This is a genomic window from Streptomyces sp. NPDC091209, assembly GCF_044757755.1.
Taxonomy (GTDB): Bacteria; Actinomycetota; Actinomycetes; order Streptomycetales; family Streptomycetaceae; genus Streptomyces.
This window is the reverse complement of the sequence record NZ_JBIVVR010000001.1, coordinates 558,275-572,507: the sequence shown is the minus strand read 5'-3', so window position 1 is coordinate 572,507 and position 14,233 is coordinate 558,275. Positions and strand designations below refer to the sequence as shown.

Sequence of the window (14,233 nt, the reverse complement as noted above, 5' to 3'; positions counted from 1 at the left end):
GACTCTTGCTGTAAACCTTGCGTGAGCGATACGGTCACGCGGGCGTTCGGCATCGTGGCCGAAACGCTGCGCGGGGTCGGACCCGAGTACGCCGTAATCGCTAGGAGTTCACGACTGTGGACCTGATACCGAGAGGGGCGGCGCGCCGCATCGGCCGCCCCAGGCTGCGCGCAGCCGTCCTCGCCGCCGCACTGGCCGTATCGCTTGCGCAACCCATCGCGGCGCGGGCCCAGACCCCGCCCGCACCGCCGTCGGACGCGAAACTCGCCGCCGAGCCGGCGCGACACGACTCCACCCGTGACCAGTTCTACTTCGTCATGCCGGACCGCTTCGCCAACGGCGACACGTCCAACGACAAGGGCGGACTGACCGGTTCCCGCCTGTCGACCGGATACGACCCGACCGACAAGGGCTTCTACCAGGGCGGTGACCTCAAGGGCCTGACGAAGCGGCTCGACTACATCAAGGGCCTCGGCACCACCGCCATCTGGATGGCGCCGATCTTCAAGAACCAGCCGGTCCAGGGCACCGGCAAGGACGCCTCGGCCGGCTACCACGGCTACTGGATCACGGACTTCACCAAGGTCGACCCGCACTTCGGCACGAACAAGGACCTGTCGACCCTCATCTCCAAGGCCCACGCCAAGGGCATGAAGGTCTTCTTCGACGTCATCACCAACCACACGGCCGATGTCGTCGACTACAAGGAGCAGTCCTACAACTACCTCTCCAAGGGCGCCTTCCCGTATCTGACCAAGGACGGGAAGCCCTTCGACGACGCGGACTACGCCGACGGCACCCACGCGTTCCCCTCCGTGGGCACCGGCTCCTTCCCCCGGACGCCGACGGTTCCCGCCGCGAAGAAGAATGTGAAGGTCCCGTCGTGGCTCAACGACACGACGATGTACTCCAACCGCGGCGACTCCACCTATGCCGGTGAGTCCACCACGTACGGCGACTTCTCCGGCCTCGACGACCTGTGGACCGAGCGTCCCGAGGTCGTCAGCGGCATGGAGAAGATCTACGAGCGGTGGGTGAAGGACTTCGGCATCGACGGCTTCCGGATCGACACCGTGAAGCACGTGAACATGGAGTTCTGGACGCAGTGGGCGACCGCCCTCGACGCGTACGCCGCCAAGCACGGGCGCAGGAACTTCTTCATGTTCGGCGAGGTCTACTCCGCCGACACGTCGATCACCTCGCCGTACGTCACGCAGGGCCGCCTCGACGCCACCCTCGACTTCCCCTTCCAGGACGCGGCCCGCTCGTACGCCTCGCAGGGCGGCAGCGCGCAGAAGCTCGCGTCGCTGTTCGCGGACGACTACAAGTACACGACCGACAAGGCCAACGCCTACGAGCAGGTCACCTTCCTCGGCAACCACGACATGGGGCGCATCGGGTACTTCCTGAACCAGGACAACCCCAAGGCGACCGACGCCGAGCTGCTGAAGAAGGACAAGCTGGCCAACGAGCTGATGTTCCTCAGCCGTGGCAACCCCGTCGTCTACTACGGCGACGAGCAGGGCTTCACCGGTTCCGGCGGTGACAAGGACGCCCGCCAGACGATGTTCGCCTCCAAGGTCGCCGACTACCTCGACGACGACGAGATCGGCACCGACCGTACGCACGCGAGCGACGCGTACGACACGAGCGCACCGCTCTACGCCGAGATCAGCGCTCTCTCCAAGCTGCGCAAGGACAACCCGGCCCTCACCGACGGAGTCCAGACGGAGCGGTACGCCGCGGACGGCGCCGGTGTGTACGCCTTCTCCCGCACGGACGCGAAGACCGGCACCGAGTACGTCGTCGCCGTGAACAACGCCGGCGACGCGAAGTCGGCCACGTTCGCGACGGGCTCGGCGAACATGGACTTCCGCGCCGTATACGGAACCTCCGCCTCGGTGAAGAGCGATGCCGACAAGAAGGTCACCGTCACCGTCCCGGCCGGCTCCGCGATCGTCCTCAAGGCCGCGGGCCGGCTCGCCGCCCCCGCCACCAAGCCCACGCTGACGCTGAAGGCCCCCGACGCGGGCGCCACCGGCACCGTCGACCTGTCGGCGGACGTCACCGGCGGACAGCTCGACCGGGTCGTCTTCGCCGCCCAGACCGGCAACGGCGCCTGGCACACCCTCGGCTCCGCCGACCACGCCCCTTACAAGGTCACCCAGGCCATCGGCAAGGACGTACCCGCCGGAACCGCCCTGCGCTACAAGGCCGTTGTCATCGACTCGGCCGGACACACGGCGAGCGCGACGGCCGCCTCGGTCACCGGCACCGCGCCCGCCGCGGAGATCCCGACGGCCTCCTCGCGCGACTACGCGGTCGTCCACTACAAGCGCACCGACGGCGACTACACCGACTGGCGTCTGTACGCCTGGGGCGACATCGCCGACGGCGAGTCCACCACCTGGCCGGCCGGACACGACTTCGTCGGCCGGGACGCCTACGGCGCCTTCGCCTACGTAAAGCTGAAGCCCGGAGCCTCCAGCGTGGGCTTCCTGGTCATCGACAAGGACGGCAACAAGGACGTCGCGAGCGACCGCACGATCGACGTCACCAAGACCGGCGAGGTCTGGGTCGAGCAGGGCAAGGACACCGTCCTCACCGAGCGGCCCGACCTGCCCGCCCAGGACAAGACCAAGGCGGTCATCCACTACCACCGCGCCGACGGCGACTACGCCGGCTGGGGTCTGCACGTGTGGACCGGGGCCGCGACGCCCACGGACTGGACGAAGCCCCTGGAGCCGGTACGGACCGACGCCTACGGAGCCGTCTACGAGGTGCCGCTCGCCGAGGGCGCCGGCAGCCTCAGCTACATCCTCCACAAGGGCGACGACAAGGACCTGCCCACCGACCAGTCGCTCGACCTCACGGCGAACGGCCACGAGGTGTGGCTGCTGAACGGCCAGGAGAAGTACCTGCTGCCGCAGCCCGCGGGCAGCGCGGCCGCGCTCGACCTGACCACCTCCAAGGCGGTCTGGATCGACCGGGACACGGTCGCCTGGAACGGCTCCGACGCCGCCGTGTCCACCCAGCTCCTCTCCTCCCGCGACGGCTCGATCGCCGTCAAGGACGGCGGGCTGACCAGCGACGACGAGCGCTGGCTGCGGCTGGAGAAGACCACGCTCACCGACGCCCAGAAGGCGAAGTTCCCCTATCTGAAGGCGTACACCGCCTGGTCCGTGGACCCGCGTGACCGCGACCGGGTGCGTTCGGCGCTCGGCGGCCAGCTCGTCGCCTCGCAACGTGCCGCGAACGGCGCCGTGCTCGCGGCGACCGGCGTGCAGATCGCCGGCGTCCTCGACGACCTGTACCCCGCGACGAAGGCACAGCTCGGGCCGGTCTTCCACCACGGCGTTCCCACCCTGTCGGTGTGGGCCCCGACCGCCCAGTCGGTGCACCTCGACCTCGACGGCTCCAGCGTCGCCATGCGGCGCAACGACGCCACCGGCGTCTGGTCCGTGACCGGCAAGAAGTCCTGGACGAACAAGCCCTACCGCTACGTCGTCAAGGTGTGGGCGCCGACCGTCCGGAAGATCGTCACCAACAAGGTGACCGACCCGTACTCGGTGGCCCTGACCGCGAACTCGGGGCGCAGCCTGGTCGTCGACCTCGACGCCAAGTCCCTGGCCCCGTCCGGCTGGTCCTCGCTCAAGAAGCCCAAGGCCGTACCGCTGCGGGACGCGCAGATCCAGGAACTGCACATCCGGGACTTCTCGGTGGCGGACACGACCGTCCCCGCCAAGGACAAGGGCACCTACCTCGCCTTCACCGACAAGAACAGCGACGGCTCCAAGCACCTGAAGCAGCTGGCGAAGTCCGGCACCTCGTACGTGCACCTGCTGCCCGCGTTCGACATCGCCACCATCCCCGAGAGGAAGGCCGACCAGCAGAGCACCGACTGCGATCTCGCCTCCTACGCCGCCGACTCCCAGAAGCAGCAGGAGTGCGTGGCGAAGACCGCCGCCAAGGACGCCTACAACTGGGGCTACGACCCGTACCACTACACGGTCCCCGAGGGGTCCTACGCCACCGACCCCGACGGCACAGGCCGCACGGTCGAGTTCCGCAAGATGGTCAAGTCCCTGAACGAGGACGGACTTCGGGTCGTCATGGACGTGGTCTACAACCACACCGCGGCGAGCGGCCAGGCCGACACCAGCGTCCTCGACAAGATCGTCCCCGGCTACTACCAGCGGCTCCTCGCCGACGGCAGCGTCGCCAACTCCACCTGCTGCTCCAACACGGCCACCGAGAACGCCATGATGGGCAAGCTGGTCGTCGACTCGATCGTCACCTGGGCCAAGGAGTACAAGGTCGACGGCTTCCGCTTCGACCTCATGGGACATCAGCCCAAGGCCAACATCCTCGCGGTCAGGAAGGCCCTCGACGGGCTGACCCTCGCGAAGGACGGCGTCGACGGCAAGAAGATCATCCTGTACGGCGAGGGCTGGAACTTCGGCGAGGTCGCCGACGACGCCCGTTTCGTCCAGGCCACCCAGAAGAACATGGCGGGGACGGGGATCGCGACCTTCTCCGACCGCGCCCGTGACGCCGTACGCGGCGGCAGCCCCTTCGACTCCGACCCCGGCGTCCAGGGCTTCGCCTCGGGCCTCTACACCGACCCCAACTCCTCGACCGGCAACGGCACTCCGGCCGAGCAGAAGGCCCGCCTGCTGCACTACCAGGACCTGATCAAGGTCGGCCTGACCGGCAACCTGGCCGCGTTCCACTTCACCGACTCCGCCGGCAAGGAGGTCAAGGGCTCCGAGATCGACTACAACGGCCAGCCCGCCGGCTACGCGGCCGCGCCCGGTGACGCGCTCGCCTACGCCGACGCGCACGACAACGAGTCGCTGTACGACGCGTTGACGTACAAGCTGCCCGCGACGACGAGCGCCGCCGACCGGGCCCGGATGCAGGTCCTGGCGATGGCGACGGCCACCCTCTCGCAGGGCCCGTCCCTCTCCCAGGCCGGCTCCGACCTGCTGCGCTCCAAATCCCTGGACCGCAACTCCTTCGACAGCGGTGACTGGTTCAACGCCATCCACTGGAACTGCCAGGACGGCAACGGCTTCGGACGCGGGCTGCCGCCGGCCGCCGACAACGCCTCCAAGTGGCCTTATGCCACCCCGCTGTTGACCTCCGTCAAGGTGGGCTGCGCCCAGATCGACGGCACTTCGGCCGCCTTCCAGGACCTGCAGCGGATCCGTTCGACCGAGAAGGTCTTCTCGCTCTCCACGGCCGATCAGGTGCAGTCGAAGCTCTCCTTCCCGCTGTCCGGGAAGGACGAGACCCCCGGGGTGATCACCGTGCGCCTCGGCGACCTCGTGATCGTCTTCAACGCGACCCCCGGCAAGCAGGAGCAGACCGTCGGCTCCCTGGCCGGGACGGGATACAGGCTGCACCCGGTGCAGGCGGCGGGCGCGGACCCGGTCGTCAAGTCCTCGTCCTACGCCGAGGGAACGGGCACCTTCGCCGTTCCGGGCCGCACGGTGGCGGTGTTCACCCGGACACCGTGACAGCGGGCTGACCCGATGAGGGCGGAGCCGGAGACCGGGAGTTCGAGCCGGGATCCGGAGCCGCCCTCACCGGCGTCCACGCGCCCGGCACGGGGTCGTCCCGGTCTCCCGCGCGGCGGCTAGGGTGACCACGACCGTCCCCTGGAACAGGAGTGCTCATGCCGCAGATCACCGTCGACTACTCCGCGCCGCTCGAAGACGCCTTCGACCGGCACGGCTTCGCCCTGGCCCTGCACGCGGAGGTGGTCGAGACGGCGGCCGCGAAGATCGGCGCGTGCAAGACGCAGTTCCGCCGGACCGAGGACACCGTCGTCGGCGCGGACACGGGCGGGCACGCCGTCGTCCACGTCACGCTCGGTCTGCTCGCCGGGCGGACCGAGGCGGTCAAGGAGAAGCTGACCGAGGCCGTACTGGAGCTGCTGAAGACGTATGTGAAGCAGCCCGGGGGACTGGTGCTGCACGCCTCGGCCGAGGTACGCGACCTCGACCCGTCGTACCGCAAGTTCGAGGCGTAGTCCTGCCTAGGACTCCGGCGGCGAGGCGAGCGCGAGCAGCCGGACGACGAGGTCGGTGAACGGTCCGTCGCCCGGCTCGTCCCTGAGGCGCTTGCGCAGCAGCTCGGCGACCTCAGGGTCGTAGGCGGCGCTCACCGCGGCCAGGGCCGCGAAGTCGTGCACGAGCTGTACCTCCAGCTCACCGCGCGGAATCCGCCGTCCGTCCAGCCAGATCAGCGCGGTCGACTCGACGAGCGAGATCCAGGAGCGGATCACCAGTTCCAGCCGGGCGGGCGGGTTCTCGACGTCCAGATGCGACAGGATCTGGAGGTACGCCGCCTGCCGTACGGCGTCGACGAGCGCGTTGGTGGTCGACGAACCGACGGCCGGGCCGCCGCGCATCAACGCGGCGAAACCGGGTCCGTGATCGTCCACGAAATCGAAGAACCGGCGCATCACCCGCAGCAGCCGTGCCCCCAGGGGGCCTTCGCGGGACTCCACGAACCGGCCCGCGAGATCATCGGCGGCACGCTGCAAAGCCGCTTCGTACAGGCTGAGTTTGCCCGGAAAGTAGTGGTACACCAGCGGTCGCGAGATGCCCGCGGTCGCGGCTATCTCGTCGATGGAGACCTCGTCGGGCGAGCGTCGGCTGAACAGTTCGAGGGCGACGCCGATCAACTGCTGCCGTCGCTCCTCGACACCCATCCTGCGGCGTACCCCGGTTGTCATGCGAACACCTTACCGACCGGATCCGACCCGGTTCGGGCCGGTCCGGCCGACGGTGCGCACCCGAGTCCCGCGATGGACTCCCGCGAGCGCATCCCGCGCCCGACTCCCGCGATGTGTGCCGGCACCGTGTATCGGCCACAGGCGCGGGGGTGCTCAGCGCAGCCCGGTGATGCCCCGGCCGTCCGCCAGGGTGCCCTTCAGCTCGGCCCGCGCCCCCTGCTTCGTCCGTACGGTGAGCAGGGACCCCTCCGCCGACCCGCGCACCCCGCCCGTCGCGGCGACCGACGCCGTGTCCTTGCTGCCGGCCGCGAGGAGGTACCAGGCCCCGGCACCCGACTTCCACAGCACACCGGCCAGTACGTGCGGATCGCGGGAGCCGCACGCCGGGGAGTTCTCGGCCTTCGCGGCGACCGCCCCGTAGGTTCCGCCCGGGACGCGGAGCTGGGCCAGCACCCGGGTGTCGCCGCCCCGCCAGGTGTCGGCGCGCGTGCACACCCACGCGGCCGATCCGCTCCCGTCGGGCAGCGGCTGCCGCGCGTACTGCCAGGCGTTCACGGACCGCACGCCCTGCGAGCGCATGGAGGCCAGCGAGCACCCGAACGGCGCCCACTCCCGCAGGTTCTCGGCGCCCGCCGCCTCCTGGGGCGCGGCGGGCCGGCCCGCGGTGAGGTGGGCAGGGAGCAGCTCGCCGAGGTCGGTCAGCAGATGGGTGCCCGAACCGTCCTTGATCTGGAGCACGTTCCACGAGGTGCACGCGCCGGTCCGCGGCGGTCCGGCCAGGGGAGAGGTGGCGCCGTCCGCGGCCAGGGTGAGGTCCATCGCCCCGGCGGAGGGCTTCAGCAGGTCGAGTTCGGCGGCCTTGGTCACCCACGGCGCCGTCAGATAGCGGACGTTGCCGTCGGCCCGGCTCAGCAGCACCACGCTCGCCTCGGCCCCGCTCGCCCCGTCGGCCCGCGCGAAGTCGAGGGCCGCGCGGGCCGTGCCGTCCCTCGGCTCGGCGTAGCGCACGATCCGCAGACCGTCGTAGAGGAGCACCACGCGGGCCTGGTCGACCTCACCCGCGTACAGCAGCTGGGGTGGTCCGGGCGGGGCGCCGGTGGGCGTGTCGGGCGTCGCCGCGACCTGGACGGACTCGCCGGGCCGGGCCCAGACGGCGAGCGCGCGACGCAGCAGCGCGGTGTCCCGGACGAGGTTGCCGCGCGCGGGCCACACGGAGAAGTCGGTACGCGCGGAGGACTCCCAGGCCGTGGCCGGCACCCGCTCCAGCCGTGCCGGGGCGAGGGCGGCCTCGGCGGCCGGGTTCTGCGCGTAGGAGGGGGCCGCGGCGCCGTCCGGGCCCCAGCCGTCGCCGGGCAGTGCGATCAGCGCGCCGCACACGATCACGGCGGCGGTGGCGGCGAGCCCGGCCTTCATGTGCTGCCTGCGCCGCATCAGGTCGGTGGGCCGGGCGTGCAGCGAACAGGGGTCGAACTCGGGGGAGTCGAGCAGGGCGTCCCGCGCCTCGACGCCCGCGGCCTCCTTCAGCGCCGCGGCCGGGTCCTCGACGCCCGCCGCCGCCAGCACCTTGCGCAGATGCGCGTCGGGCAGCTTCTCCAGGCCGCGCAGCACATACGCGGCGCGGGCCGGTCCCGAGAGCGCGGACAGCCGCTGGTCCAGGGCGAGTTCGTCGGCGCCGCCCGAGCGCGGGAAGAGCCGCAGACCCCACACATGGGGGAGGAGGGGCGGGAGCTGGGACCGCTTGGGCCACGCACGCCGCTTCAGCGGCAGCCCCGCCTCCATTGCCGTCCGCACCACCTGGAGGCGTACGAAGGAGTAGCCCGGGTCGCCGTCGCGGCCGCCGCCGCTCTGCTGGGCCGGGATCGCCGACGCGTCACCCGACGCCCGGCCCCGCGGCAGCGCGCGCTGGGTGAGGGCGTGCGCGGTGAGCACCCTGCGATTGCGGCCGAGGCTCGGCGGAAGCACCAGATAGGCGAGCCGGACCAATCGCGGGTAGTGCTCGACGAGCGCGGCCTCGGCCTGCTCGACGTCGACGACCGCTCCGGCGGAGCCTGCTGGGCGCTGGGCTACATCCTGTGACTGCACGTTCAGCAAAACGAGCGAATCGATGGATGGTCACCGGCTCCGCCGAGGGCTCAGTCCCCGGATTCCCCGGGCTCCACGAGCAGGCGCGCGTAGTTCGCCATCGACCGCTGGTAGCGCGGCAGATGGGGAGCCAGGGCGCCGATCACCAGGGACAGGCCCTCGCGTTCGCGGCCGAGGTCGGCGAGACAGAGCGCCAGACACGCCCGCACCGCGTCGTCCAACTCGTCCGAGGGAGCTTCCAGCTCGGGGGTGAGGAGCTTGACGCCCTCGTCCGCCTGTCCGATGTTCCGCAGCGAACTGGAGAGCTGGATCTTCGCGCGCCGGCCGTTGTATCCGCTCAGACCGCGGGCCAGCGCCTCCCGGTACAGGGGCACGGCCTTGTCGGAGTGGCCCGTCGAGTCCCAGGCGCAGGCCTGCTCGAAGGGGCCGAGGGGGCTGTCCGCGGGCAGTTCGGCGACCAGCGCGTCGATCACCGCCCGGAAGTCCGCCGCCCGCTCCTCCTCGTAGTCGTCGAAGCCGGCCCAGGCCGCCGCCGTACGCTCTTTCCAGTCCTCGTTCACGGGTGCCACCCTCGCACAGCCGTACCTCCGGCGGTACCGGGTTCCCCACCCGTGACGACGGCCGATTGAGCACGGGACGGCCCGGAGCCGTATCGAAGGCAGAGCCCTCGCCGGGGCTCTCCTCGGCGTGAACGCCGACAGGTACCGGAGGAACGTATGAGGTTGACACGCGGGAAGCTTCTGACCGGGGCGGCCGTGGCCGCTCTGCTGGCACTGACCGGCTGCGGCGGCGGATCGGACGGCAAGGGCGCGGCGGCGAAGGAGACCGTCCCGCCCACGGCGACCGGCAGCCTGGAGGACCTGGCCGCCGAGGTGAAGTGCAAGCCGAGCATCCAGACCGACGCGGACGAGATCCGCCAGGGCGTCTGCCAGATCAGCACCGGCAAGTTCATCCTGGCGACCTTCGCCACCGACCGCGGCCAGCGCGAGTGGCTCAACGGGGCCAAGGACTACGGCGGTTCGTATCTCGTGGGTGCCAAGTGGGTCGCCGTCGGGGACCAGAAGATGGTCACGACGCTGCGGGGCCGGCTCGGCGGAACCCTCGAAGAAGGGGCCTCGCACGCCTCGCACTCCGGTCACGAGCACAGCGGCTGACCGCGCGGGCCGCGGGACCGACCGCGCGGCCACGCGGGTGAGGACACAAGACAACACAATGAGGGCACAAAAGAAAGCCGGTGGCGGGGAGTTCCCGCCACCGGCTTCCTCATGGGGGCTTACCTACAACGCTGGCCGTTGTTGATGCAGGTGACCATCTTGTTCATCAGGTTGTCGTCGAAGACGTTGATGAAGTCGTCGTGGTCGGTGGCCGGCTTGTGCAGCTGCTCCGGGAAACCGTCCACCGCGTAGGCGTTCTTGATCTGCCCGTTGGTGAGGGTCGGAGCCCGGAAGTTGTAGACGAGGCGCATCGTCAGCTGCGGGATCGCCTTGAACCCGTTGGCGCAGTTGCCCTGGGCGTCGGCGAAGGCCACGTGCGTGCGGTGGTTCGCGCTGTCGATGTTCACCCCGTCCCAGCAGCTCTGGAAGGCGAAGGTGCGGACCACGGTGCTGCCCCGCGGGCAGATCGGGTACTGCTGCGTCAGCTGCACCTTGTTCTCGAAGCCGGTGCAGCTCCAGTGGGCGTTGGCGTTGGCGAGACCGTTGGTCGTGGTCTTCGCGTCACCGGTGATGATGCGCAGGAACTTCGGCATCGCGACGACCTTGCTGGTCGGGCTGCCGACGAACTTGATCTGCGCCTGCCTCACCTGCTGGATCGCGCCGACGTTGCCTTCCTTGCCGCCGCCCAGGTTGTTCTGGTCGAAGTCCTGCGTACCGTTCTGGACACGCACGACCGGCCAGTAGTACGTCGACTTGTCCCCCTGGTTGGCGCAGGTCGTCTGGGCCGCCGCGAGCGTGTCGTTGGTGGCGAAGGCGTCGTTCGACTGGTTGCCGACGTAGTCGTGCAGGTGGTGCGCACCGTTGGTGACACCGGGCGCCACGATCACGTTGTCCGTGTTGAACTTCTTGTTCGCGTTGACACCACAGGCCGTCGAGAACACACCGGTCGAACCGGCCGCCCCGGCCTTGGCCTTGGCGGTGACGTTCGGCTGGACCTTCGTGATGTCGACGAAGTCGGTCGCCAACGGACCGTTCCCGCCCTGGCCGCCGTTCCCGGCCTGCGCGCCACCGGCAGGGGCGCTGGCACTCGCGGACGCACCGGCACCGGCACCGGCACCGGCACCCGCGCTGGCACTGGCGGACGGGCTGGCGGCGGCGCCGCCGTTGTTCTGTCCGCCGGCGTTCGTCTGGTCGGCGGGCTGTCCGGCGCAGGTGGAGAGACCGTCGAGCCAGCCAGGAACCTTTCCGCCGACGCGGCTGATCTCCAGCTTGATCCGGTCGATGATGACCGACCGGTTGTTCTTCAGCGGGCCGAGGATGGCGTTCTGGACGAAGCTCGCGTCCCTCGTCTGCGCGTCACGGGTGGTGGCGAGCCGCTGGTAGGCGGCGGTGATCTGCTGGTCGAGCGTCGCCAGCTCTCCGTCGACCTGGCCCCGCGCCTGGTTCGGAACGTTGGTCAGCTTCTGGCCGACATCCGGACAGGTGATGGTCGCGACCTGCGCGGTCGCGGCCTTGGTGGTGTTGGCGGCCGAGTGACTCTCGTGTGCCGAGGCGTAGAAATTCGCCCAGACCAGGCCACCCCCGCCGATCGCGAGCGCTGCCGACGCGGCAACCGCGCGAACGGCCAGCGGCGAACGGCGTTTTCGAATGTTGCGTCCCATGGAACTCCTCTGACTTCCTTGCGGGGCAGCGAGGCGCCCGACAGGAGTGAAGCGGCTCCTTTCCATACGCGGGAGGTGTGTGAGGTGTTCAGGGGTCCCGAAGAAAAATTAGAAGTTCCTGAGGCCAATTCGGGCACAATGGTCCCAGAAGCCCGCGAATTCACGAGAGTTGATCTCGCTATTCAGGTTTGAGGGCGCTTTTTTGACTGATATTCAGTAGGCGACCGCCCGAATGGGGTCGTCGCCGTGCGTCGACCGGTGCTCACACCGGGCTCCAACTCGCCGATCATGGAGCCAAGTTCGGAATCGGCCCCGACCGTCGCGGAGTCTCAAGGCCGTACGCCGGAAGCGGCCGGCCCCGACCGGCAGGCGCCAGGAAGATGCCCGCCGGCCTACGGGAACCGGTAGCCGAACCGAATCCCCCGACGGGCGGACCGACGCCACTCCCACGGCGGCCGGAACGCCCGGACCCGGAATTCCCGGGGGCTCAGATTCCGAGAACCTTCGCCTCCACCGCCGGATCCAGTCCCACCGCCGGGCGGTCGGCGCGCCTGGGTGCCGGACCGCCGAGCGACCCGAGCCAGCTCCAGGTGCCCGCGACGGTCTCCTGGACGGGCCGGCACCGCAGGCCCGTCCGCACCGCCCGGGAGACGTCCCCCGAGTACACCGCGGCATGAAGGTCGCTCCCGGCCGGCACCCACACCGGCAACTGCGTCCACGGCTCGATCCCGGCGCCGAGCACCACCTCGGGGTCGGTCCAGCGGAGCTCGGCCCGCGCCCCGGTCGCCTCCACGCACGCGTCGAGCAGCGCCCCCATCGTGCTGTGCCCCGGGGGACCGGCCAGGTTGTACGCCCCGTGGAGTTCCGCCTCCACCGCCCCGAGCGTCCACTGCGCGAGGTCGCGGACGTCGACGTACTGGAGCGGCAGATCGCGCGGCCCGGGAGCGAGCACGGGACCGCCCGCCGCGATCCGGTTCAGCCACCACGGCAGCCGCCCGATGTTCTCGTACGGCCCGAGGATCAGCCCGCAGCGCACGAGCAGCGAACGTTCCGGGCCGAAGGCCTCGACGGCGGCCAGTTCCCCGCCCCGTTTGTCCCGGGCGTAGTCGGTCGCGTGCGCGCCGGCCGACGCCCCTTCCACCAGCGGGGCGTCCTCGGTGTACCCGGCCGGCCGGGGCCACGCGTACACCGAGCAGCTCGACACGTACACATGGCGGGACACCCGCCCGGCCAGCAGACGGGCCGCCTCCCGGACGGCCCGCGGCGCCGCCGACCAGGTGTCGACGACGGCGTCCCACGTGTCCGTGCCGTCGGCGAGCGCCGCGAGCCCGTCCGGCGCGGTGCGGTCGCCCTGCAACGACCGCACCCCGGACGGGGGTTCATGCAGTCCGCGGTGGAAGACGGTGACCTCCCACCCCCGGGCGAGCGCCGCCTCCACGACGGCGCGCCCCACGAACTCCGCACCGCCCAGCATCAGAAGTCTCCGTGTCATGCGGACGACTCTGCACCGACGGCCCACCCGGTGGAACGCGAATCTGCCGACAGGAGATTCGCAGGGGTCAACGGCCGGTCGGCGGGGTGTACTTGTACCCCACCCGGCGCACCGTCTGGATCGCCAGCCGGTGCTGGGCGCCGAGCTTGCGGCGCAGCCGGGCGACATGGACGTCGACGGTCCGCCCGTCTCCGACGTGCCCGTAGCCCCACACCGTGGAGACCAACTGGTCGCGGGTGTGCACCCGGTGCGGATTCCGGACGAGATGCGCGAGCAGCTCGAACTCCAGGTAGGTGAGGTCCAGCACCCGCCCGTCGACCTCGGCGGTGCGCCGCACGCTGTCGATGCGCACCAGCGGGTCGGCGGCACTCTCGGCACCGCCGTCGGTGGCGGCCGGGGGTTCGGCCCGGCCCGTCGGCGCGACCGGCAACAGGGGCTGCCGGTCCGCCGGTACGAGGACCAGGTAGCCGATCATCGGCGGCTGCCCCGGCAGGACCGGCAGCGCGTGCTGGGGGGCGGGCAGCCAGGTGGCACCCGGCGGCAGGAAGTCGGCGACGTCGGTCCCCAAGCTCTCAACTTGGTTCGAGCGGGGGAGGCCCCAATCCTCGTCCCGGTCGACGGCACGCAGTCGGTGCCGTCCGGGATCGGTCGAGGGGGTGGGGGCCGTCGCGACGGAGGAGAAGGAACGTGTGGTCGCCATGAGAGGTCAGCTCTTTCGCGCGAGAAGTTCGTCGGGAAGGTCGACGACCGCGAGTTCGTGGTCGAGGCCGTCGAGGACGTACGTCGTGCGCGCTGGCCGAAGGCCGGGGTGTACGGCTTTAGAGGGCCCGCGCGTTTGTCGCGCGACAACACACCCGGTCGAAGTCGTGGTGCTGACGAGAGGGCCAGAAGGGCTCGAGGTCATGGCGACCCGTCGCGTCGCACTTCCGGAAGCTGGCCATGACCCTATTGAAGCAGAGTCCGGGGCCCGGCAGCAGCCTCATGGCAAGGGCCGGACACTTCCTTGGCGTGAACCCGGCCGTGTGAACCGCTGTGCGACCGGGCGCCTGTGCCAAGTCGGCCCCGGGACGCGGATCGTGGTCCCGGGGGAGCCGTTCCG

General features: G+C 70.4%; 9 protein-coding genes. 3 read left to right on the top strand and 6 right to left on the bottom strand.

The genetic code is table 11. The annotated features are described in order from the left end of the window. Positions 1 to 116: 116 nt before the first annotated feature. The gene (pulA, locus tag ACIQRL_RS02520) at positions 117 to 5,522 is read left to right on the top strand and encodes a pullulanase-type alpha-1,6-glucosidase (RefSeq protein ID WP_401325979.1); all 5,406 of its coding nucleotides are present in this window, start codon (positions 117 to 119) and stop codon (positions 5,520 to 5,522) included. 158 nt (positions 5,523 to 5,680) lie between these two features. After that, the gene (locus ACIQRL_RS02515) at positions 5,681 to 6,037 is read left to right on the top strand and encodes a 5-carboxymethyl-2-hydroxymuconate Delta-isomerase (RefSeq protein ID WP_401325976.1); all 357 of its coding nucleotides are present in this window, start codon (positions 5,681 to 5,683) and stop codon (positions 6,035 to 6,037) included. 6 nt (positions 6,038 to 6,043) lie between these two features. On the opposite strand, the gene ACIQRL_RS02510 is transcribed toward ACIQRL_RS02515, so the two are convergent. From ACIQRL_RS02510 to ACIQRL_RS02500, 3 genes are all read right to left on the bottom strand, one after another. Further along, positions 6,044 to 6,745 (bottom strand): TetR/AcrR family transcriptional regulator, encoded by a 702-nt coding sequence (locus ACIQRL_RS02510; protein WP_401325974.1) that lies wholly within the window; start codon positions 6,743 to 6,745, stop codon positions 6,044 to 6,046. Between the two features lie 153 nt (positions 6,746 to 6,898). After that, a complete protein-coding gene (locus ACIQRL_RS02505; RefSeq protein ID WP_401325972.1) occupies positions 6,899 to 8,827 on the bottom strand; it encodes a hypothetical protein in 1,929 nt (642 codons plus the stop codon). A 50-nt stretch (positions 8,828 to 8,877) separates the two neighbouring features. Next, entirely contained in the window at positions 8,878 to 9,387 is a 510-nt protein-coding gene (locus tag ACIQRL_RS02500) for a tetratricopeptide repeat protein (protein ID WP_401325969.1), read from the bottom strand. 156 nt (positions 9,388 to 9,543) lie between these two features. Between ACIQRL_RS02500 and ACIQRL_RS02495 the strand changes: the two genes are divergently transcribed. Further along, positions 9,544 to 9,981, top strand: a complete 438-nt coding sequence (locus ACIQRL_RS02495; RefSeq protein ID WP_401325966.1) for a hypothetical protein — start codon at positions 9,544 to 9,546, stop codon at positions 9,979 to 9,981. A 119-nt stretch (positions 9,982 to 10,100) separates the two neighbouring features. On the opposite strand, the gene ACIQRL_RS02490 is transcribed toward ACIQRL_RS02495, so the two are convergent. The 3 genes from ACIQRL_RS02490 to ACIQRL_RS02480 all read right to left on the bottom strand — a co-directional run bounded on the left by ACIQRL_RS02490 (position 10,101) and on the right by ACIQRL_RS02480 (position 13,834). Beyond that, positions 10,101 to 11,642, bottom strand: a complete 1,542-nt coding sequence (locus ACIQRL_RS02490) for a DUF1996 domain-containing protein (protein ID WP_401325964.1) — start codon at positions 11,640 to 11,642, stop codon at positions 10,101 to 10,103. A 487-nt stretch (positions 11,643 to 12,129) separates the two neighbouring features. Then, positions 12,130 to 13,134 (bottom strand): NAD-dependent epimerase/dehydratase family protein, encoded by a 1,005-nt coding sequence (locus tag ACIQRL_RS02485; protein ID WP_401325961.1) that lies wholly within the window; start codon positions 13,132 to 13,134, stop codon positions 12,130 to 12,132. 67 nt (positions 13,135 to 13,201) lie between these two features. After that, the gene (locus ACIQRL_RS02480) at positions 13,202 to 13,834 is read right to left on the bottom strand and encodes a winged helix-turn-helix domain-containing protein (RefSeq protein WP_401325959.1); all 633 of its coding nucleotides are present in this window, start codon (positions 13,832 to 13,834) and stop codon (positions 13,202 to 13,204) included. Positions 13,835 to 14,233: the final 399 nt, after the last annotated feature.

Bases quoted from the DNA above. Each gene is read 5' to 3' on its own strand.
- ACIQRL_RS02515 (WP_401325976.1), top strand. From the start codon at position 5,681: ATGCCGCAGATCACCGTCGACTACTCCGCGCCGCTCGAAGACGCCTTC.
- ACIQRL_RS02510 (WP_401325974.1), bottom strand. From the start codon at position 6,745: ATGACAACCGGGGTACGCCGCAGGATGGGTGTCGAGGAGCGACGGCAG.
- ACIQRL_RS02495 (WP_401325966.1), top strand. From the start codon at position 9,544: ATGAGGTTGACACGCGGGAAGCTTCTGACCGGGGCGGCCGTGGCCGCT.
- ACIQRL_RS02490 (WP_401325964.1), bottom strand. From the start codon at position 11,642: ATGGGACGCAACATTCGAAAACGCCGTTCGCCGCTGGCCGTTCGCGCG.
- ACIQRL_RS02485 (WP_401325961.1), bottom strand. From the start codon at position 13,134: ATGACACGGAGACTTCTGATGCTGGGCGGTGCGGAGTTCGTGGGGCGC.
- ACIQRL_RS02480 (WP_401325959.1), bottom strand. From the start codon at position 13,834: ATGGCGACCACACGTTCCTTCTCCTCCGTCGCGACGGCCCCCACCCCC.